General features: G+C 59.2%; 20 protein-coding genes and 1 tRNA gene. 9 read left to right on the top strand and 12 right to left on the bottom strand.

Translation table 11 applies throughout. The features are described 5' to 3' along the window. Window position 1: 1 nt before the first annotated feature. From ACRQ1B_RS03425 to ACRQ1B_RS03400, 6 genes are all read right to left on the bottom strand, one after another. Window positions 2-361: a HepT-like ribonuclease domain-containing protein gene (locus tag ACRQ1B_RS03425; RefSeq protein WP_432292260.1), complete on the bottom strand. Its 360-nt coding sequence runs from the start codon at window positions 359-361 to the stop codon at window positions 2-4. After that, on the bottom strand, window positions 358-651 hold the full coding sequence (locus ACRQ1B_RS03420; protein WP_432292259.1) for a nucleotidyltransferase family protein: 294 nt from the start codon (window positions 649-651) through the stop codon (window positions 358-360). The genes ACRQ1B_RS03425 and ACRQ1B_RS03420 overlap by 4 nt, the downstream gene beginning before the upstream one ends. A 36-nt stretch (window positions 652-687) precedes the next feature. Then, entirely contained in the window at window positions 688-1,185 is a 498-nt protein-coding gene (uraD, locus tag ACRQ1B_RS03415) for a 2-oxo-4-hydroxy-4-carboxy-5-ureidoimidazoline decarboxylase (protein WP_432292258.1), read from the bottom strand. Beyond that, window positions 1,182-2,111, bottom strand: a complete 930-nt coding sequence (gene puuE, locus ACRQ1B_RS03410) for an allantoinase PuuE (protein ID WP_432292257.1) — start codon at window positions 2,109-2,111, stop codon at window positions 1,182-1,184. The genes uraD and puuE overlap by 4 nt, the downstream gene beginning before the upstream one ends. A gap of 83 nt (window positions 2,112-2,194) precedes the next feature. Next, a complete protein-coding gene (locus tag ACRQ1B_RS03405; RefSeq protein ID WP_432292255.1) occupies window positions 2,195-2,902 on the bottom strand; it encodes a DUF1045 domain-containing protein in 708 nt (235 codons plus the stop codon). Between the two features lie 103 nt (window positions 2,903-3,005). Continuing rightward, window positions 3,006-4,181, bottom strand: a complete 1,176-nt coding sequence (locus ACRQ1B_RS03400; protein ID WP_432292254.1) for an NAD(P)/FAD-dependent oxidoreductase — start codon at window positions 4,179-4,181, stop codon at window positions 3,006-3,008. Between ACRQ1B_RS03400 and mnmC2 the strand changes: the two genes are divergently transcribed. After that, window positions 4,180-4,887, top strand: coding sequence for a tRNA (5-methylaminomethyl-2-thiouridine)(34)-methyltransferase MnmC2 (mnmC2, locus tag ACRQ1B_RS03395; protein ID WP_432292253.1), 708 nt, complete (start codon window positions 4,180-4,182; stop codon window positions 4,885-4,887). The two genes, ACRQ1B_RS03400 and mnmC2, sit on opposite strands and share 2 nt — an antisense overlap. Window positions 4,888-4,890: 3 nt before the next feature. Here the strand turns inward: mnmC2 and ACRQ1B_RS03390 are convergent, their stop codons facing one another. Beyond that, window positions 4,891-5,667 carry a glycosyltransferase family 2 protein gene (locus ACRQ1B_RS03390; protein ID WP_432292252.1) on the bottom strand — a complete coding sequence of 259 codons (777 nt, stop codon included), beginning with the start codon at window positions 5,665-5,667 and terminating at the stop codon, window positions 4,891-4,893. A gap of 221 nt (window positions 5,668-5,888) precedes the next feature. After that, a complete protein-coding gene (locus ACRQ1B_RS03385) occupies window positions 5,889-9,614 on the bottom strand; it encodes a response regulator (RefSeq protein ID WP_432292251.1) in 3,726 nt (1,241 codons plus the stop codon). 457 nt (window positions 9,615-10,071) lie between these two features. Between ACRQ1B_RS03385 and ACRQ1B_RS03380 the strand changes: the two genes are divergently transcribed. After that, window positions 10,072-11,862: a DEAD/DEAH box helicase gene (locus ACRQ1B_RS03380; RefSeq protein WP_432292250.1), complete on the top strand. Its 1,791-nt coding sequence runs from the start codon at window positions 10,072-10,074 to the stop codon at window positions 11,860-11,862. Window positions 11,863-11,963: 101 nt separating this feature from the next. Here the strand turns inward: ACRQ1B_RS03380 and ACRQ1B_RS03375 are convergent, their stop codons facing one another. Next, a complete protein-coding gene (locus tag ACRQ1B_RS03375; protein ID WP_432292249.1) occupies window positions 11,964-12,272 on the bottom strand; it encodes a hypothetical protein in 309 nt (102 codons plus the stop codon). A 151-nt stretch (window positions 12,273-12,423) separates the two neighbouring features. Here ACRQ1B_RS03375 and ACRQ1B_RS03370 point away from each other — a divergent pair, with 151 nt between their 5' ends. Next, on the top strand, window positions 12,424-12,948 hold the full coding sequence (locus ACRQ1B_RS03370; protein WP_432292248.1) for a YcxB family protein: 525 nt from the start codon (window positions 12,424-12,426) through the stop codon (window positions 12,946-12,948). Here ACRQ1B_RS03370 and ACRQ1B_RS03365 read toward each other — a convergent pair. Beyond that, window positions 12,942-13,847 carry a DMT family transporter gene (locus ACRQ1B_RS03365; RefSeq protein WP_432292247.1) on the bottom strand — a complete coding sequence of 302 codons (906 nt, stop codon included), beginning with the start codon at window positions 13,845-13,847 and terminating at the stop codon, window positions 12,942-12,944. The two genes, ACRQ1B_RS03370 and ACRQ1B_RS03365, sit on opposite strands and share 7 nt — an antisense overlap. Window positions 13,848-14,176: 329 nt before the next feature. On the opposite strand from ACRQ1B_RS03365, the gene ACRQ1B_RS03360 reads away from it, so the two are divergent. The 4 genes from ACRQ1B_RS03360 (at window position 14,177) to ACRQ1B_RS03345 (ending at window position 17,950) form a co-directional block, all read left to right on the top strand. Beyond that, the gene (locus ACRQ1B_RS03360; protein WP_432292246.1) at window positions 14,177-15,586 is read left to right on the top strand and encodes a circularly permuted type 2 ATP-grasp protein; all 1,410 of its coding nucleotides are present in this window, start codon (window positions 14,177-14,179) and stop codon (window positions 15,584-15,586) included. Window positions 15,587-15,595: 9 nt separating this feature from the next. Continuing rightward, window positions 15,596-16,537: an alpha-E domain-containing protein gene (locus ACRQ1B_RS03355; protein WP_432292245.1), complete on the top strand. Its 942-nt coding sequence runs from the start codon at window positions 15,596-15,598 to the stop codon at window positions 16,535-16,537. Window positions 16,538-16,555: 18 nt separating this feature from the next. After that, window positions 16,556-17,392 (top strand): transglutaminase family protein, encoded by an 837-nt coding sequence (locus tag ACRQ1B_RS03350; protein ID WP_432292243.1) that lies wholly within the window; start codon window positions 16,556-16,558, stop codon window positions 17,390-17,392. Between the two features lie 66 nt (window positions 17,393-17,458). Beyond that, complete coding sequence (locus ACRQ1B_RS03345; RefSeq protein ID WP_432292242.1) at window positions 17,459-17,950, top strand: hypothetical protein; 492 nt, start codon at window positions 17,459-17,461, stop codon at window positions 17,948-17,950. 48 nt (window positions 17,951-17,998) lie between these two features. Here ACRQ1B_RS03345 and ACRQ1B_RS03340 read toward each other — a convergent pair whose 3' ends face one another. Beyond that, on the bottom strand, window positions 17,999-18,181 hold the full coding sequence (locus ACRQ1B_RS03340) for a DUF3329 domain-containing protein (RefSeq protein ID WP_432292241.1): 183 nt from the start codon (window positions 18,179-18,181) through the stop codon (window positions 17,999-18,001). Window positions 18,182-18,453: 272 nt separating this feature from the next. Here ACRQ1B_RS03340 and ACRQ1B_RS03335 point away from each other — a divergent pair. Next, window positions 18,454-18,530, top strand: a tRNA-Arg gene (locus ACRQ1B_RS03335). A gap of 119 nt (window positions 18,531-18,649) precedes the next feature. On the opposite strand, the gene ACRQ1B_RS03330 is transcribed toward ACRQ1B_RS03335, so the two are convergent. After that, window positions 18,650-19,069, bottom strand: a complete 420-nt coding sequence (locus ACRQ1B_RS03330) for a hypothetical protein (RefSeq protein ID WP_432292240.1) — start codon at window positions 19,067-19,069, stop codon at window positions 18,650-18,652. Between the two features lie 62 nt (window positions 19,070-19,131). Between ACRQ1B_RS03330 and ACRQ1B_RS03325 the strand changes: the two genes are divergently transcribed. Beyond that, window positions 19,132-19,452, top strand: a complete 321-nt coding sequence (locus tag ACRQ1B_RS03325; protein WP_432292239.1) for a hypothetical protein — start codon at window positions 19,132-19,134, stop codon at window positions 19,450-19,452. Window positions 19,453-19,454: the final 2 nt, after the last annotated feature.

The following is a 19,454-nucleotide window of genomic DNA, read 5'->3' as shown; positions in this document are numbered from 1 at the left end:
GTCATTCGCCTTGGGCGCGCCAATGGCGCAGAGCCTGAAGCTGACCGATGAGATCAGGGAGCGATGCTTGTGTCGTTTCCCAGACGATAGAGAGATCAATGTCGAAATACCCGTGAGCAATGCGGTGCCGCAATCCCTGGATTTCAGCCCAAGGTATCGATGGATGATCGACAAGAACTTCGGGATATTCCCTTGCCAGCCGCACGACGGCTTCCCCCAGCATCAAAAGGCTCATGCCGACCGCACGCTGAACAAGAACATTTTTCAGGAATGCGTCACGGCTCATCCCCTCAACGAAGTTGCAGGCATCCACGCCTGACGTCTCCATCTGTTTAACATAAAGCTGCAGCCTGTCACTCATAAAGGCCGGGCCTCAGCCAGCACCCGCGACCGGATCGTCTCCGGCAAATCGCCGGGCGTCAGAAGATCGACCTTGATGCCTTCAAACAGCTGCTCGAGTTCGTATTGTAGCCCACCCAGTGTCAGCAGGGTACTTCCCGGTAGGGCATCAACAAGAATGTCTATATCGCTTCCCGGTCGGTCTTCCCCGCGCGCCACTGAGCCGAAAACACGCGGGTTCGCCGCATTGAAGCGCTTTGTCGCTTCGCGGATGGCCTGCCTGTTCTTGTCCAGCACTTCCGACGGTCTCATGGCGGCGTTGCTCCCTGTGCCGACACTATAGTCGCATCATGCTTGCGGCAACAGCGCCTGCAACCGCAACAGCGCTATACGCTCCACCTGCGCCGCCGCCGTTTCGAACTCCTCGTCTGCGTCGTTGCCCATACGGCGCTCGAAAGCTGCAAGAATATCGTCCTTGTTCAGCCCCCTCACCGCAATGATGAAGGGAAAGCCGAATTTTTGCATATAGGCGCTGTTGAGCTCGGTGAAACGCGCATGTTCTGCCGCAGACAGGCGACCAAGACCGGCGCCGGCCTGTTCCCTTGCACTGTCTTCGGTCAGTTCGCCAGCGATCGCCAGCTTGCCGGCCAGATCGGGATGGGCGCGCAATACGCCCAGCCGTTCCTCGCGCGCGGCATTGCGGAACTCCAGAACCATGCCGTCATGCAGACCCTTGGCCGTCAGCGGCACGGTGACGAAACCCGCGTCATAAGCGCGTTCTGCAATGAAAGGCGAGTGCTCGAACACGCCGCCGAATGTCTCGATAAAGTCTGAACGCGCTGTCAAAGGGCACCCGTCGGCTGGTGGTGTTCATGCCAGTGGCGGGCGATCTCGATCCGTTGCGGGATCCAGACCTTTTCATGCGAGAGCACGTATTCCATGAAGCGCCGCAGCCCCGCCATACGCCCCGGCCGCCCGACCAGCCGGCAATGCAGGCCAACCGACATCATTTTGGGTGCCCCTTCCTGGCCTTCGCGATAGAGGGTGTCGAAGGCATCCTTCAGATAGGTGAAAAACTGGTCACCGGTATTGAACCCCTGCGGCGTGGCAAAGCGCATATCGTTGGTTTCGAGCGTATAGGGAATGATCAGGAAAGGTTTCGCATCGGCACCCTTCACCCAATAGGGCAGGTCATCGGCATAACTGTCTGACGAATAGAGAAAACCACCCTCCTCCATCACCAGTTTCAGCGTGTTGTCGGAAGGTTTGCCCTGATACATTCCGTAGGGGCGCTCGCCCGTTAGTTCGGTATGCAGCCGCACCGCCTCCCGGACATGCCCGCGCTCGTCGCTTTCAGAGAAATCCTTGTATTCCAGCCAGCGGTAACCGTGACTGGCGATTTCCCAACCGGCTTCCTTCATGGCTGCCACCGCTTCCGGATTGCGCGCCATCGCCAGCGTCACGCCATAAACGGTGGTCTGAACATTCAGTTCGGTAAACAGCCGCCAAAGCCGCCAGAACCCCGCACGCGACCCATATTCATAGATCGATTCCATGTTGAGATTGCGCTGGCCGGGCCAGGGCGCCGCCCCGACGATCTCCGACAGCAGATTTTCCGAGGCCTTGTCCTGATCGAGAATGCAGCTTTCGCCGCCCTCTTCGTAATTGATCACGAATTGTACAGCGATATTTGCGCCATCCGGCCATTTCGGATGCGGCGCCATACGGCCGTAGCCGACAAAATTGCGTGGACTTTCGACCGGCAGCAGCATGACATCCCCTCGATGCATTTTTACCAACGGTATCAGCCGTATGGCACCGATGTCGAGATGGGCAAGCTCAAGTAAAACGGCAGTCAGGCGGTCTTGCGGGCCGACACGCGACCGAGCGGATGGAGCGAGTGGACCGTCAGCGGCGCGCCCTGCTCTTCTTCCACGAACAGGGCAAGATTGGTCACCTCGACCGGCTCGGTGAGGAGCGGCGTGAAATAGCCGCGCAACGCGGCCTCGAACCGGCCAAGGTCCGTCTGCGCCAAGGGGCCTGTCAGCATCATGTGAAAACGGAATTCGTCCATCACATAAGGGTCGCCCCAACGCAGCATGTTGGCAAACTGGCCGGCCGACAGATTTCCGGGGTCAGCGCGCTCCATTTCGTCATCCGGCATCGGCAGGCGAAAACGCTCAAATTCGGTGACGACGGCACCGGCCAGAAGATGCATGGACTGAGACGGAATGACCGGCGCGAGTGCAAACTGGGAGCCGATCCGTACCACTTCCAGCTGCGGCAGCGTGAACGGGCGGTGTTTGCCGGCAAAGCGCATTAGCTCGCGCAGCAGTTCCTGCTCGGTCGTGCCCGGCACCAGACGAAAACCTGGTCGCAGGCAGCCATGAAAACCCGAGCGACGCGGCAGCGCCGTGTTGAAGGCTATATCGTGCAGGCTCAAGCCCCGCAGAGCCGGGTGATCGAAGGCCGCACCGGAAAAGGGGTGGCGACCAAGCCATTGCGCAGCACCGAGCGTCAGCGGATCATGCGCCGGCGGCGTAAAATTGATCGAATAGCGCATGCGTCATCATCCTGAATTGCGGTTGTACTTCACGCATTGCTCAAGCATCCCCAAGGACCGGGTTAGGTGATTTGCGTAACAGGATGACGACGATTCGGCGGCGTTACACGGCTGCTCGCGCAACTGTGAGATGATTTTCTAATAAAAAGCTTGGCGGCACATCCATGGTCCGGCCTGCAAGCGCATCCAGCACCGCATCGGCCAGTTTATGGGCGAGGCCGAAGCTGACCTTGAAGCCACCCGCAAGCGACAGGATGCGTGCGTGATCCGGGTGCCGGCCGATCATCGGATCACGATCGATCGCTTTTGGCCGCAGACCAGCCCAACGCTCAACGACAGGCGCATTCGCCAACATGGGCGACATATCACGGGCGCGCGCAATCAACATGTCGAGCTGCTCATCCGTGGAAGACGGATGAGCAAAAACCTCTTCACTGGTGCTGCCGATGGCGACCGTGCCACCTTCATGCGGAACAATGTAAAGCCCCTTGAGAAAAATCACCGGCAGATCGATATCCACATTGGCCTTCAGGAGAGCAGACTGCCCCTTGACCGGCATGCCGAGTGGGCGCGGCATCGGTGCTCCAAGTTTCTCCAGCAGCGGAAATGCCTGATGCCCGTTCGCCACGATGGCATGACCGAAGGTGATGCGGCTGCCATCGGCGAGGATCGCCTGATCGCCGGAAAGTCGTGCGACACCATTGTTCTCGATGATGCGGATATGTCGCGCCTGTTTCAAGGCGGCCGCCAGTGCTGCCCCGAAACGCCTTGGAGAAGCGCGGCCCGCCAGCGTGTCGTGGACGACCCCCGCCTCACCGATCGAGGCATCCAGCCATTCAGGATGCGGCGTCTTTTCCAGAACATGCCAGTGAAACTGCCGATCACCGGCGAGCCATTGCGTTTCAGCATCGTGGGAGTGACGGCGGGCAATGTCGATGAGATGTGGTTTGGGCAGCGGGATCAAACGGCCGCAGCGATTATAGCCGCAGGAAACACCGGTCTCCGCTTCCAGCCGGGCAACCTCGCCTTCGAGCGTCACGAGCGCATCGAATTGAAATTGCTTCTTGTCGTTCCACTTGTCGGGCAGATGCGGCATCAGCGCACCAACCAGGCCGTAGCTGGCGCCCTGCCCCAGACCACCGGCTTCGACGAGGATCGTGGGAATGCCGAGGCGCTCCGCCTTTACCGCAGCCCACAGGCCCATGACGCCGCCGCCGATGATCAACAGCTCTGTGGATGATTGACCAGAAGACACAGCCGGATTATCGGCTTTTCCCATGACAGATTCCAATCCCGTTCCGGAAGCACAGCCGCTCGACTGGCGTGATGGCGACATGCCCTATTCGCCACAGTTTGGCGATCATTTTTATTGCCAGACGGATGGCCGGCTGGAATGCAGCCATGTGTTTCTGGCGGGCAATGGCCTGCCGGAACGCTGGGAAAGCCCCGAAAACTTTGCGATCGGCGAGCTCGGCTTCGGCACCGGCCTGAATTTTTGCGAAACCTGGCGGCAATGGAAGCATGTGCGGCATGCGGGCGCAGGCCTGCATTTCACCTCTTTCGAGCTCTATCCAATGGATCGCGCCTCGATCGACCGGGCGCTGTCACACTGGCCGGAGCTCGACGCCGAGCGCGAGGCACTGACAAGACTTTGGCCGGACAATCCGCAAGGCCGGATCGAACTGCAGCTCGACGAACAAACGAAACTGACAGTCGTCTGTGGCGCTGCGCTCGACAATGTGGTTGGCCACGCGATCAGGTTCGATGCCTGGTTCCTCGACGGCTTTGCGCCGTCGCGCAATCCCGACATGTGGTCACCCGAACTGATGTCTGCGGTCTGCGAAAAGACCACGGCTGGCGGATCGTTTGCCACATACGCCGCAGCCGGTTTCGTGCGCCGAAACCTGCAGGCAGCCGGTTTCACCGTCGAGCGCCGACCGGGTTTTGCCGGCAAACGTGAGATGCTGTGCGGGAAGAAGGGCTGAACTTCAGACCATTGTCTTGGGTCGAGACGTCAACCAACGCTGCGGCCGTTCCGTATCGATTCCCAATTTCCGCAATGCGTGCCAGAACTTGCGCTGTAACGACTGCGACCATTTCAAGCGATTGTTCCGGCTGAAAAGCGGGTCTTTGCGTTTGCCGTAATTGCTGCGGCCGTGACCACCGATATGGCGCACGTCCTGCGCCAGAACCCAGCACATCGTGCGGCTCTGTGCCTTGTAATACTGGTTCAACGCATATTCGTTGCCAACGGCGCTGTAACCGCCGACAATTTGGCGATAATCGGCTGTCCGCTTGAGGCTCGGATTGAAGGTGAATGTATACCACATAAAATGCAGTTCCGGATAAAGGCGCTTGTAGGCCACGCCATTTCGGGTCCGGGTGCGGACGCTGCGCACATATCCCTGCATGTCGGTTTCCGTGCGCGCCAGCGCCAGCAGCGTTTCCGGCTCGGCGACAAGCGTTTCCTTCAATGCGGCGATGACACCGGGATTGGTAAATTCCCAGTCATCTTCGATATGGAATATATAAGGCGTTTCCACCTCGGCATAAGCCTTATCGACAGAACGCGACTGACCGATATTTACTTTGTTGAAGATGATACGGATCGGCTGCTCGGGAAACATTTCAGCAAGCTTGAAAATTCCCTCATCATCACTGTCTTCAATGACAATGACTTCCTTGAGCGGGTAGTCGTTATAGGTAAAAAAGGACCGCAGCGTTCTTTCGAGAAGATCAAATCGCCGGCAGCTGGTTACAACCATCGTGACGTCAGATGTCATGAGCTACGGTGCGAGAGTTTATCTCCCGACCCTTTCCTGATTGCGCTATGAGAAGTTGGCCGCCAGTAGACAACAATGCGCGCGACCGCAATATTGCAGCCCTTCAGAAAAGTAAAATATTCGGATAGTTGCACAAACTCGACACCCGGCGAACCACTTACCGAGCATGTCGATATCGTCTTCGCATTACACGGACGATGACCTCACTTCTGGGCCGCACCATTGATGGCGCCGCTTCCAAGCCAGGCGTTGATTTTCTGCTCCAGCATTTCCGGGCTGATGGGCTTGGACAGATAATCGTCCATGCCTGCGGAAAGGCAAAGCTCGCGATCACTTTCCAGCGCATGCGCCGTCACACCGATGATCGGTACATGAGCGCCGGTTTCGGCTTCCAGCTCACGGATTTTTCTGGTCGCCTGGTGGCCGTTCATGACCGGCATGGACACATCCATCAGGATGATGGCGGGATCACGCTCACGCCAGATATCCACCGCTTCGGCACCATTCTTGGCGATGACGAAGCTCAGGCCGGTCGATTGCAGGATCTGCGTGAAGACGATCTGATTGACGTCATTGTCCTCCGCCACCAGCACATGCAGCGATGGCGCGACCGTGCGCGTTGCTGTCGTAGCCTCGGGCTCAGGAATGAGGACGGACACGGTAGCCGGCTGATGTCGCGGCGATAGCATCGGCCCGGCAACTTCGGCGATGGCGGCGGCCCGGCGGCGCGTGCGAACGCCTCGGACCACATCAACGATCGTACTGCGCAGAAGATTGGCACGCGCCGGCTTCATCAGATGCGCCTGCACGTTCATCGCTGCAAAGACGCTGTCATCACCGGCCATGTCCATCGAGGTCAAAAACACGATGGCAATATCGGCAAAACGGCCATCGCCGCGGATATGGGCGGCCACTTCCATGCCGTTCATTTCTGGCATGTGATAATCGAGCACGACCGCATCGATTGTGATGCCCAATCGGCTTGCCTCGGCCAGAACAGCAAGCCCTTCCGGGCCACCATCGGCGGCAACCGTATCAAAGCCCCACATGCCCAATTGCTCGGTGAGGATGCGGCGATTGACGGCGTTGTCGTCGATCACGAGGATCTTTGCACCTTCGGTGGCCAGCGGCAGCGCCGGTGCGTTGTTGCGCTCGCTGACGACCTCCAGCGGCATGCTGACGGTGAAGACGGACCCACGACCGACCTTGCTTTCCACATCAATCGAGCCTCCGAACAGATTGACGAGGCCAGCAGTGATGGCAAGACCAAGACCGGTGCCTTCATGTCGGCGGGTCGAGGACGTATCGACCTGCGAAAATTTCTCGAAGACGGTGCGCAGCTTGTCTTCGGGGATGCCAATACCGGTATCCTCGATGCGGATCGCCAGCGTCAATTGGTTGCCGGCTGCCGGCGTCGCCGACAGTTCGATGAAGACATGGCCCTTTTCGGTGAATTTCACCGCATTGCCGACGAGATTGGTGACGATCTGGCGGAAACGGCCCGCATCACCCATCACCGTATGCCGCACGGTGACATCACCGCGCACCAAAAGTTCGATATCCTTGTCGGCGGCGGAAGACGACAGCAGCGTCGCCACATCCTCGATCGCTTCAACCGGATCGAAAGGCGCCTTCCGGAGCTTCATCTGACCGGCATCGATCTTGGAAAAATCGAGAATGTCGTTGATGATTGTCAGCAGCGCATTACCGGATTTCACGATAATGTCGATGAAGGTTTTCTGGCGCGGATCGAGCTGCGATTTGGACAGGAGTTCGGCCATTCCGAGCACACCATTCATCGGCGTGCGGATCTCGTGGCTCATATTGGCGAGGAATTCGGACTTGGCGCGGTCGGCGGCCTCGGCGCGTTGCAGCAGGCGTGTCAGTTCCTGCTCGCGCAGCTTCATCTCGGTAATGTCGGTAAAGACGGCAAGCCAGTGATCGTCACCGGTCAGCTTGGCCTCGACCTGCACCCATTTCTTGCTCTCGATCAAAAAAGTCAGGGCAACCGGGTGACCAAGCTCGATACTGGTTTCCCAACTGCGCAGCGCATCCATCGCCTGATCATGGCCGCCGAGATCGCCACGCTTGTGGCAAAAACGGAAAATGTCGCGCCACGCCGAGCCGACTGTCGCCAGATTTTCCGGCAGGTCCAGCATGGCGGCCAGCGCATTGTTGGAGAATACGATGAAACCATCGTGCAGGATCAGCAGCCCCTGGCTCATGGCACTCGTGGCATCGCGCATCAGCGCGCCCTGCAGTTCCAGTGCGGCACGCGCCTGCAACACTTCCTCGTCGCGCTTGCGCAGGGCCGAGATGTCCATGTAGCTCAAGAGCATCTTGCCACCGGTCAGCGGCGTGCCGGAGATGACGATGGTGCGGCCATCGCGGCTTTTCACCTCGATCGGCGGCCCAATCTCGCCATCCGTCAGACGGCGGATGCGATCGGCGTAAATCTCGTCGAACGAACGGGGATCACCGGCATAGATGCCGTGGTCGTAATTGACCTTCAGAAAATCCCTGTAGGCCCGCCCCTTGAGCTCGAACTGTTCGCCGGCATCCCAAAAACCGTAAAAGGCCGAATTGGCATATTCGAAGCGCAGGCCGTCATCGAGAATGCCGATACCGACCGGCATGGCATCGAGGATCGTCTGCAGATCCCGATGCATTTTTTCGGCCTTGTCCTGCGCCTGTTTGACCATGGTGATGTCGGTGCGCGAGCAGACGAGATGACGTTCGCCATCAGGCGAGATGATGCGGCGAAGGCGCGTGATGACGGGAATGACGTCGCCATCCGGAAAGGTGACCTCCTCGACCTTGTCGATCGGGGTGCCATCCCGCAGCACGCGGGTGTTTTCATCGACAAAACGCTGGCCGGCAGACGGAAACATCTCCGCCTCGGTCTTGCCCAGAAAATCCTCGCGCTTGCCGCCGAGCATTTCCTCATAGGCGTCGTTGGCAAAGCTCAGGCGGCGATCGGCGTCCCGCAGAAAAACAGGCACCGGCAAATCTTCCAGCACGGCACGGAAAAGTTCGCTCTGCTTGGCTTTTTCACGAAGCTGGATTTCCTGATCCTTGAACTCGGTGACATCAAGGCGAAGCGCAATCACAAGACCATTGTCGAGACGCTTGTTGACGCTACGCAACCACCGCCCACCCGGCAGGTGTTCGATGACATCGCTGTTGGGCTCGCCAAAACGAGCGATCCGCGCGGCAATCCACGTATCACGATCGGGATTTTCCAGCCGCATCTCATCCGGCGCGCGTTCCAGAGCACGATCATAGATGGCACGCGACATGTCGCCGATCGTCAGACCCACGGCAACATCAATGCCGAGCGGCGCATAAAAACGGACGAACTGCGCATTGCAATAAATCAGCGTCTTGTCGTCGCTGTAGTCGTCTTCTCCATAGATGCCGACGCCGATATCGAGCAGATCGAGAGCATCGTTCAATAGCAACTCATCAAATTGCGGCCGATTGCTCTCGCCATACTGCAGAATGCCCTCTGGTCCTTCACCCGGAATGCTATCCCTGGCAACCGGTCGCTCGGACGCGGTCGCAATGACCGGCGCATCCGCCATGGTTTCCAGCACGCCATAAACATAGGCCCGGTCGTCTTCGGTCAGAAATCGCTCGATATGGATCTTGTGTCGGGTAACGCCGCGCTCATCAAGCGACAGCGCTGTTTCGTCGTTGCCGAATACCAGCGAGCGACGTTCCTTTTCCTCACAGTCGAACGTATCGAGGCGTTCTGCGAGATCGAACGTGCGCTTGCCCTTGAAATCCTGGCGAGAAAAGCCGAACAGACGCGCATAGGCATCGTTGACAGCAACGTACCGCAGGGCGCTGTCCTTGATGAAGGCTGGCGCTCGCAGATCGTTGATCCGCTCGCAGGCCACGCCCAAAAGCTCGCTATCGCTTGTCAACCCGCCCTCGCTGACCGCGCGCCTATCCGCGACGCGTGATTCGATATGTCATCAGATCACGGGATATCATCACGATGATGGTTAACAATGGGTTGTCCTGCAACGCAGCTTTCAGCAATCCTGACGGGCATAGGCCAGCCGGGCAGGCGGTGAGAATGTCCGGCAAATAGGCTCCGCGTCGTGCTGCTCTTGACTTTTCTTCAAAAAACAACCAAATGGCGGCCAGCTTTCACCTTCCGGCCGCCGCGTGAGCTGGCCCCGCGACGAATTTCTGCATTCGCGAAGAAGGAACAAGGCGCATAGATAGATCGCCCTCACGACGAGGGTTCAAGCGCTGGAAAGTATTTTCCAACACACAAGTTCCCACTTCACGCGGGGTTCTTGACGCCTAAAGCAGCCGACCCGGCATGGTGCCGCGCCGGCACTTGTGCTTTTGGCGCCCCGAAAGGTTTATGACTTGACCAATTTCGAAACGCTTGGCGTCTCCAAGCAGATCGTCGCAACGCTGTCGCAGCTCGGGATCGAAACGCCTACTCCTATTCAGGAAAAGGCCATCCCTCTGCTGCTCGAAGGCCGCGACCTGATCGGCCTGGCACAGACCGGCACCGGCAAGACCGCCGCTTTCGGCCTGCCGCTGATCGAGCGCCTGCTGGCCGAAGACCGTCGTCCCGATAACCGCACGACGCGTTCGCTCATCCTTGCCCCGACCCGCGAGCTGGTGAACCAGATCGCCGCCAACCTGAAGACCTTCATCAAGGGCAAGCCCCTCAAGATCAACCTCGTCGTCGGCGGCGTGTCGATCAACAAGCAGCAGCTGCAGCTGGAAAAGGGCACCGACATTCTGGTCGCCACCCCCGGCCGCCTGCTCGATCTGGTTGCCCGCCGCGCCATCGGCCTGACCACGGTTCGCTTCCTCGTGCTCGACGAAGCCGACCAGATGCTCGACCTCGGCTTTGTGCATGACCTGCGCAAGATCGCCAAGATCGTGCCGAAGAAGCGCCAGACCATGCTGTTTTCGGCCACCATGCCGAAGGCGATCGCCGATCTGGCTGCCGAATTCCTGACCGATCCGGTCAAGGTCGAAGTGACGCCTCCGGGCAAGGCTGCCGACAAGGTCGAGCAGTATGTTCACTTCGTTGCCGGCAAGGGCGACAAGACGGAAATCCTGCGCAAGACGCTGCTCGAAAACCCGGATGGCCGCTCGATCGTTTTCATGCGCACCAAGCACACTGCCGAAAAGCTGATGAAGCATTTCGACAATATCGGCTTCTCGGTCGCTTCCATTCACGGCAACAAGAGCCAGGGCCAGCGCGAGCGAGCCTTGAAGGGTTTCCGTGACGGCGAGATCAAGACGCTGATCGCCACCGACGTTGCCGCCCGCGGCATCGACATTCCGGCTGTCAGCCACGTTTATAACTATGACCTGCCGGAAGTGCCGGACGCCTACGTTCACCGTATCGGTCGTACGGCCCGCGCCGGTCGCGACGGTATCGCCATCGCATTCTGCGCACCCGACGAAACGATGCTGCTGCGCGACATCGAGAAGCTGATGGGCATCGAGATTGCAACGGCTTCGGGCGAGCGCCCCGAGACCATGAACCGTCCGGTGCGTGGCAACGGCAATAACAACAATCGCGGCGGCAACCGTGGCGGCCAGTCCCAGGGCCGTGGCGGTCGTGGCAATGGCGGCGGCGAAGGCCGGAACGCATCCGGCGAGGCGCGCAAGCCGCGTCGAGAACGCCCTGCCCGCCAGCCGTTCGGTGATGGCGCCAATGCTGAAGCCGGTGCCCGTTCGGGAGAACGTGGTGACCGTCCTCACGGCGCACGCCCCCACGGCGAACGTGCAAATGGTGGCCGTCCGGCTCGCCCGAACCGTCGCAATGAGGATTTTCGTGGCCAGCGCCGCGAGGAAAGCGTTCCGCAGTCGCATGGCGACAACGATCTCGCCTCGACCTCGGATTTCCGTCCGAAGAAGCAGTTCGGCGGCCAGGATGGCGGCAATCGTCATGAAGGCCGTCCGGCCCGCAATGACAATCGCGGCGAACGCCGTGATGATCACCGCAAGGGTGGCCAGGGCAAGCCGGAGCATGCAGCCCACGGCGCGCATGAGCCGGGCGCACAGCGCAACAACCACCGTGGTGGTCAGGGTGCGGGCCAGAAACAGGGCGAAGCCCGCGGCCCGGTCAAGTTCGGCAATGCCGGCCGCACCGAAGGTGGCATGCAGGGTCGTAAGCGCCGCCCGGCGTAATGTCTGATATGCACTGAAAAACACGAACGGCCGGGCTTTCAGCCCGGCCGTTTGCTTTTGCAGCATCTGCACTTCGGGATCGCGAAGAATCCCGTTGGCCTTTAGCGGTTCGGCACCCAGATACGGCGACCATCACGGTAGATGAATTGCCCGTCGCGGCCACGTCGATCATCCCTGTCTGCGCGACGATCATGGTTCCAGTCGCGGCGATCACGGCGGTCGTCACGGGCATGATGGCGGCCGCGACCCCAGTCCCTGCGATCATGACGGGCGTCATAATGATGGCTTGGGCCGGACGGACGCACATAGACGCGCTCGTGTGTGCGATAGGTCGCGCCTTCGCTGACACAACCGGCCAGCGTCAGACAGGCAAGCGCGGTGGCGGCGAGTGTTGTAAACGTTCTGATCATATCTGCTCCTTCATGCCACGCACACATCGGGCGCTGCCCGGATTTGGCAAGGTGCCACGCAACAATAGCCTGATGGCGCGTGCGGCGAGCACTCTGCCTTTGCCTTTTGCAAGACAGCCCGTTACCAAGTCGGCAAACAACGGAGATCCCAATGCCTGCCCGCTATTCACTGACCGAACAGGACGTGGTGTCCGGCAACGATCTGTGGCGGCGCCAGCAGGTCAATATCTGGCCGCTCGTTACCGTGCTAGCTTTTTCATGGCTGCTGATCTCCGCCTATATGGCACGCACTCTGACCGAGCTTTCCCTCGTCCTCACGGTGCTCTTCATTCTGATCCTCGTGTTGGCTCTGGGAGCCGTCACGCTCTGGCACGGTAAGCGGCAATCCCGCCGCATGTCAGCCATCGCCTTCAGTCAGGCGACAGGTGCCAGCCGTGAGGTACGAGTAACTTGGAATGCGGAAAAGATCGAGTTCCGTCAGCACAAGGCCTATCGCACGCAGGCATGGCGCGAGATTTCCCGCTGGGCCGAAAACGACACGACGTTCGTGCTGCTGAGTGCAGACGGCATGTTCAACCCGATCCCGAAGCGGGCGCTGACCTCCGACGATCTCACCGAGATCAAGAGCCATCTCTCCGCTGCCGGCGCAAAACGCGCGCGGCTGCTTTTCTACTGAGCAGCGGCCGGTCGCGCCTCACCTTTTGCCCTCTTGCGGTTCACCATCCACACACCGGCAACGACGATGATCGTGCCGATCACCATGGGCGGCGTCAGCGGTTCGCCGAACAGGATGGCCGCCTCGATCGCCACCGTCGGCGGCATCAGGTAGATGAGCGAGGCGGCACGCGACACCTGCCCGCGCCGGATGAGATAAAGCAGCAGCGCCACCGCCCCCATCGAGATACCGATCACCGACCATGCCATGGCGGCGACTGCCTGCATGGTCCAGTCGAAACGCAAATCTTCCAGAAAAAGCGCCAGCGGCAGGGTGACGATGAAGGCGCCGACGAATTGCAGCGAGGCGATGGAGAGAAGATCGCCCTGCTGCAGATGCCGCTTCTGGTAAAGCGTGCCGTAGGTGACGGAAAACATCGCGATCAGATTGATCAGCACCGGCAGCGCCAGACCCGACAATCCACGCTCGGTGACATCGAGAAGCTGCGGTGAGATGGCGATCAGGATGCCGGCAAAACCGAGGCCGAGACCAAGTTTCTGAAACCGCCCCAACCGCTCGCTCAGGAAAAGCGGGGCAATCATCGCCGTCAAAAGCGGCTGCAGCCCGGCGATTACCCCCGAAAGCCCGGCCGGCACACCCTGCCCGATCGCATACCACACACCGCTAAGATAAAGCCCATGCAGAAAAATGCCGGAAAACAGCGTCCGGCCAAGTTGTTTTGCAGTTTTCGGCCAGACCGCGCCCATGGCAAATGCCACATCGGCAAAGGCAATCGCCGCCAGCGCGTGGCGCGCAGCGAGGAAAGTGATCGGATCCGCATGCGCCGCCGCATATTTGGCAACGATCCAGCCGGTCGACCAGAGAAAGACGAAAACGGCCGGAGCCAGACGATCGAGCATGCGCGGGCTCCGGTTGTGTGAGCAGGCTGAAATGCTCTAAGGCCGCCGCAACCTCCGGGTCAAAGAAGAAAAATTGAACTCTGCCATCAGCGTGGCTCACTACTGGCAGCCATGCCGAAAATCGAGGCATGACGAACCGCTTGAAGACAGGGCCAACCGCGCCAACCCCACGCGTTTCCGCCATCAACCACCGCCTGCCCTGTTTATCAGCATAAAGCCTGCGAATTCAGCAGATTCAAGCCAAATATAAATTCTGCGCGCGAAATGTGCATCCTGCTTGCAAAGCCCCGATGCTTGTATTCTTATGGTCAAAAAAGGGGAACGCGCCATTGGCATTTGATGAAATGTTAACTGCGGAAGATCTTCCGCGGTCGCCCTACCAGACCTATCATGAGTGGTATTCGAGCCAGGATCCGGCGCACCTGATCCAGAAGACCCGCGATGCCGAAAACATCTTTCGCAGAACCGGCATTACTTTTGCCGTTTATGGTCATGCGGACAGTTCGGAAAAGCTGATCCCCTTCGATATCATCCCGCGCATCATCGCCGCGCGCGAATGGCGCAAGCTGGCGCAGGGCATCGAGCAGCGCGTGCTGGCGCTCAACGCCTTCCTTGAAGACATTTATCACAAGCAGGAAATCATCCGCGCCGGCCGCATTCCGCGTGAACTGATCGAAAAGAACGTTGCCTTCCTGCCCGAAATGATCGGTTTTCGCCCACCCGGCGGCGTCTATACCCATATCGTCGGCACCGATATCGTTCGCACCGGCGAGGATCAGTTCTACGTGTTGGAAGACAATGCCCGCACCCCTTCCGGCGTTTCCTACATGCTGGAAAACCGCGAAACCATGATGCAGATGTTCCCCGAGCTGTTTGCCCTCAACAAGGTGCAGCGCGTCGAGGATTATCCGCGGCTTCTGCGCCAGTCGCTTGCTTCGCTGGCACCGGCCGGCTGCAAGGGCCGGCCGCGTGTGGCGGTGCTCACTCCGGGCATCTACAATTCCGCCTATTACGAACACTCGTTTCTTGCCGACCAGATGGGCGTCGAACTGGTGGAAGGATCGGACCTGCGCGTCATCGACGGCAAGGTGAAGATGCGCACCACCAAGGGTTACGAGGCGATCGACGTGCTTTACCGCCGCGTCGATGACGATTTTCTCGATCCCCTCACGTTTCGCCCGGATTCGGCGCTCGGCATTCCCGGCATCATGGATGTCTACCGCTCCGGCAACATCACCATCGCCAACGCACCGGGCACCGGCATCTGCGACGACAAGGCGATCTATTCCTACATGCCGGAAATCGTCGAGTTCTATACCGGCCGCAAGGCGCTTCTCGAAAACGTGCCGACATGGCGCTGTTCCGAAGCCTCCAGCCTCACATACGTGCTGGAGCATCTGGAGGAACTGGTGGTCAAGGAGGTTCACGGCTCCGGCGGTTACGGCATGCTGGTCGGTCCGACCGCCTCTAAAAAGGAGCGCAGCGAGTTTGCTGAAAAGCTGAAGGCCAAACCGAGCAACTACATCGCCCAGCCGACGCTTGCGCTCTCCACCGTACCGATCTTTGTCAACAAGGGCATTGCGCCACGCCATGTCGACCTGCGCCCCTATGTGCTGGTGTCGGACAAGGTAAAGATCATTCCCGGCGGGCTGACGCGCGTCGCCCTGAAACAGGGATCATTGGTGGTCAATTCCAGCCAGGGTGGCGGCACCAAGGACACCTGGGTTCTGGAAGATTGAGGGCGTAACATGCTGGGAAGAACTGCAAACGGCCTCTACTGGATGTTTCGTTACATCGAGCGCGCCGAAAACATCGCCCGTCTTGTCGATGCGGGCCTGCGTGTCTCGCTCACCCGCGTCGGTTATTCCGACGAGGACTGGCACGGCGTCCTGGAAAGTGCCGGCGTGCGCGAAGCCTATTCCGAGGTTCACGACACGCTGACGGCCGCTGACGCCATCGATTACCTGCTGCGTGACAGCGCCAACCTGTCGAGCGTGATGTCCTGCATCGAGGCGGGCCGCAACAATGCCCGCATGGTGCGCACGGCACTGACGCGCGAGACATGGGAAGCCACCAACGAAGCCTGGATCGACCTGAAGGCGCGCCTCGCGAAAAAGCTGAAACCCGCAGACCTGCCGGAACTGATCGGCGTGATCAAACACCGTTGCGGTCTCATTCGCGGCGCCTTCCACGGTTCGATGCTGCGCAACGATCTCTACAATTTCTCGCGCATCGGCACCTTCATCGAGCGGGCCGACAATACGAGCCGCATCCTCGACGTCAAATATTACGTGTTGCTCCCCTCCGTCAGTCAGGTCGGCTCGGCACTCGACAACATGCAGTGGGAATCGATCCTGCGCTCGGTCTCGGCACACCGCTCCTATGGCTGGGTTTATGACGGCGATTATCAATCGGCCAATATCGCCGATTTCCTGATCCTGCAGGTGCAGATGCCGCGCTCGCTCGCCTATTGTTATGAAAAGATCGTCAGCAATCTGAAATATCTGGCCGAGGATTACGGCGGTCGCGTCAAAGCACACGAAACGGCAGACGCGATCCGCAAGACGCTGAAACAGAGAACGGTTGCCGAGATCATGGATCAAGGCCTGCATGAATTTCTCGAGGATTTCGTTTCCCGCAACAGCCAGTTGAGCGCCGAGATTTCCGACGGCTATCGTTTCTATCAGTGAGCCGGAGAGCTTTTGCCGATGCGCCTGAAGATCACCCACACGACCGAATATCTTTATGACGCGCCAGTGCCCTATTCGCTGCAGCGCCTGCGCCTGACGCCGGTCGATACGCCGGCCCAGAAAGTGCTGTCCTGGCAGATTGACGTGGAAGGCGCTGCCGTCGAGGCCGGTTATGCCGACCAATACGGCAACCGCACCGAACTCGTCTCCACCGAAGGCGACGCCCACACGATCCGCATCACCGCATCCGGCGAAGTGGAAACATCCGACAAGGCCGGTGTTTTCGGCCCACATCAGGGTTTTTGCCCACTGTGGCTGTTCCTGCGCGAAACGGCACGGACAAAACCCGGCAAGCTGACACGTGAGCTGTCCCGCGGGCTTTCCGGCGATAGCGAACTGGCAAAAATGCACGCGCTGATGGAGACGATCCACACGACCGTCGCCTATACGCCCGGCAGCACCGACACCGAGACCACCGCCGAACAGGCGCTGGAAGCAAAAACGGGCGTCTGCCAAGACCACGCGCACATCTTTATCACTGCCGCACGTCTGCTCGACATCCCGGCCCGCTATGTGTCCGGTTATCTGCTGATGGAAGGCCAGACGGAACAGGTGGCCACACATGCCTGGGCGGAAGTGCATCTCCCCGGTCTCGGCTGGGTGGGTTTTGATGCCGCCAACAATATCTGCCCGGACGAACGTTATGTGCGCATCGCCTGCGGGCTGGATTATGCCGATGCCGCGCCGATCTCCGGCATGCGCCTCGGCTCGGCGGGCGAGAACTTGAAAGTGTCACTGACCGTTGAGGGAAACCAGCGGCAGAGCCAGGACGGACAGAGCCAGAGCCAATCCTGACCAAAACAAACGCAAGCCCGGCGCCATCTCCGGCTGCTTGAATGCGCACTCCACTATGGAGGGCGCATGCTGTTAGGGCAGTCCATTTTCCAATCGGTGCTTAACCGGCTGGAGGACGAACAGGCAGAAACCGAAAACGCTTCGGCAGAAGGCACGGATTTTCGCATTCGCGGGTTCGGCGCCGGTTTTGTCGTGGCCGAAGGCCGGCCGACAGCAGCGGATGCCGACACCAGCGCCTATTTCGATCATCTGACGGAATGGCTCGATGAAAAACCCGAAGCTCAGCCGGAAGCATCAGATGCGGCAGATGGCGCACACGCACCGGCAGCGCCTATCATGCCGGACTATCTCGAGCGCCTGACCGAGGCTGAAATCATCGAGGATCTGGCGATTTCGCAGCAACACACCGAGGCTGAACTCAACGAAAAACGCCGGCAGTTCGCCAAGCTCAATCACCCCGATCGGGTTGGGCCGGAATTTCGTGAAAACGCCACCACCCGGATGAAGATCGCCAATCTTCTGATTGATCGGGCGCTCTCATCGCTCAATCGAGTGTGATACGCATATCCGCGAAGGCCACGACAGGCCCGGTGCGCTGACGTTATCTCACCCGGATTTTTTGCGTTCGAAGAAAAGCTTGTAAGCGGCAAACACGCCGATCGCACCGACAATGCCTGCCCACATGAGATTGCCGACAAAAAGCTCGATCACCACCCAGCCGAAACAGAAGGCCACGATAGCCACGCGGCGCCAGAGTGCGTCATAAAAGGGATGGTTGGGATCGATCATATCTGCGCGTCTCCTCCGCCGGACATTTTTGGCTTATCCGCGGATATCCGGGCTGGCGCCGAAAAATGCAAGCGCGAACGATGAACGGGCAAGATTTTGCGGCATGGTCGCCCACAACTCTGCGTGTCCCACACAAAAACCAAGCACTTGGGTGGGAAACTAAAGGCACAGCAATTTTTCCATGTTCGATACTGCTATGGGCATTGAAGCCTTAGCCGAGCTAGGCTAAGAACCAATCATCGGTCACCGGCGAGTCATCGTCGGCACGGTTAGCACCCGTAGCTCAGCTGGATAGAGTGTTGGATTCCGATTCCAAAGGTCGCAGGTTCGAATCCTGCCGGGTGCGCCAAAACAATCACCTAAGCGATTGATATCACTGCGTTAAACGGCGCAACTACACTTGCTTACATAATTTTGTTCATAACGGCGAAGTCGCTAAGAAAACGGCGATACGAACCGTATTGAGGATCAGAAGTCACCGCGCTTGCAGTGCGCGAGATCTTCGTCACCTCGTAAGCAAAGCCAGAGCGTGACCGGCAAATTCCAGTGCGACACCGATTCGTTGATCAGTAGCTCATGCTTCAGACACGCCTGCTCACCGACTTTGCAAACCAGAATAATGCCGGGTCGCCTTCCCGTCGTCGCCGCGTATGACAACGACTGACCCACAGCTTCTGCCCATTTGTGCGTCCAGTCCACTTCGATCGCCATCTCGTCCGTGAGGCAGTCGACCCGTGTGCCGTTCGCCAGCACGCGCTCCTGAGCCATGCCAGCACAGAACCGTTCGCGATAGTCCGATTCGGTGAGTGCTGCGGCGGGGGTGGCCATCAACAGGCCGGCAAATCCCACCAACATCATGCGGACGTCGCCTCCAACCTTTGGTTTCATTTCGTTGACTCCTCGATAAAAACTGGCAGTTTCTCGGAAACCGAAAACTGGAGGGAATGACGATGAGCAGCATTGTTGAGCATCACGAACGCGAGCAGGAGCGGAAATCGCTCAACGGCTATCTCGAACAACTTTTGAACGGCGAGGAAATCACCGGCGCAGCGGCCGGCATCACCAAGCAGGTGATCGCTGATGGTGAAGAATCGCTCTCGCAGAAACAGGAATTCGTTTTCAATCGCGACGTGAGAGAGCCGTTCCTCAATCTCAAATGCGAGCAATGCGGCACCAGCATTCCCTATGATGACGCTTACGAGGCTCTGCACGGCGATCAACTCTGCTCGGGCTGCAAGCACGACAAGGCCAAGTTTTTCGCGAAGGACTGACG

It is taken from the genome of Endobacterium panacihumi (genome assembly GCF_050847465.1).
GTDB classification, from domain to species: Bacteria; Pseudomonadota; Alphaproteobacteria; order Rhizobiales; family Rhizobiaceae; genus Neorhizobium; species Neorhizobium panacihumi.
The sequence above is the reverse complement of the archived record's forward strand: the minus strand, read 5'-3'. Positions and strand labels throughout refer to the sequence as shown.

Excerpts from the sequence above, each read along its gene's own strand:
- ACRQ1B_RS03420 (WP_432292259.1), bottom strand. The coding sequence starts at position 651 with ATGAGACCGTCGGAAGTGCTGGACAAGAACAGGCAGGCCATCCGCGAA.
- ACRQ1B_RS03375 (WP_432292249.1), bottom strand. The coding sequence starts at position 12,272 with ATGATCAGAACGTTTACAACACTCGCCGCCACCGCGCTTGCCTGTCTG.
- ACRQ1B_RS03370 (WP_432292248.1), top strand. The coding sequence starts at position 12,424 with ATGCCTGCCCGCTATTCACTGACCGAACAGGACGTGGTGTCCGGCAAC.
- ACRQ1B_RS03405 (WP_432292255.1), bottom strand. The coding sequence starts at position 2,902 with ATGCGCTATTCGATCAATTTTACGCCGCCGGCGCATGATCCGCTGACG.
- ACRQ1B_RS03425 (WP_432292260.1), bottom strand. The coding sequence starts at position 361 with ATGAGTGACAGGCTGCAGCTTTATGTTAAACAGATGGAGACGTCAGGC.
- ACRQ1B_RS03390 (WP_432292252.1), bottom strand. The coding sequence starts at position 5,667 with ATGGTTGTAACCAGCTGCCGGCGATTTGATCTTCTCGAAAGAACGCTG.
- ACRQ1B_RS03330 (WP_432292240.1), bottom strand. The coding sequence starts at position 19,069 with ATGAAACCAAAGGTTGGAGGCGACGTCCGCATGATGTTGGTGGGATTT.
- ACRQ1B_RS03340 (WP_432292241.1), bottom strand. The coding sequence starts at position 18,181 with ATGATCGATCCCAACCATCCCTTTTATGACGCACTCTGGCGCCGCGTG.
- ACRQ1B_RS03325 (WP_432292239.1), top strand. The coding sequence starts at position 19,132 with ATGAGCAGCATTGTTGAGCATCACGAACGCGAGCAGGAGCGGAAATCG.
- ACRQ1B_RS03345 (WP_432292242.1), top strand. The coding sequence starts at position 17,459 with ATGCTGTTAGGGCAGTCCATTTTCCAATCGGTGCTTAACCGGCTGGAG.
- mnmC2 (WP_432292253.1), top strand. The coding sequence starts at position 4,180 with ATGACAGATTCCAATCCCGTTCCGGAAGCACAGCCGCTCGACTGGCGT.
- ACRQ1B_RS03400 (WP_432292254.1), bottom strand. The coding sequence starts at position 4,181 with ATGGGAAAAGCCGATAATCCGGCTGTGTCTTCTGGTCAATCATCCACA.
- ACRQ1B_RS03350 (WP_432292243.1), top strand. The coding sequence starts at position 16,556 with ATGCGCCTGAAGATCACCCACACGACCGAATATCTTTATGACGCGCCA.
- ACRQ1B_RS03365 (WP_432292247.1), bottom strand. The coding sequence starts at position 13,847 with ATGCTCGATCGTCTGGCTCCGGCCGTTTTCGTCTTTCTCTGGTCGACC.
- puuE (WP_432292257.1), bottom strand. The coding sequence starts at position 2,111 with ATGCTGCTGCCGGTCGAAAGTCCACGCAATTTTGTCGGCTACGGCCGT.
- ACRQ1B_RS03355 (WP_432292245.1), top strand. The coding sequence starts at position 15,596 with ATGCTGGGAAGAACTGCAAACGGCCTCTACTGGATGTTTCGTTACATC.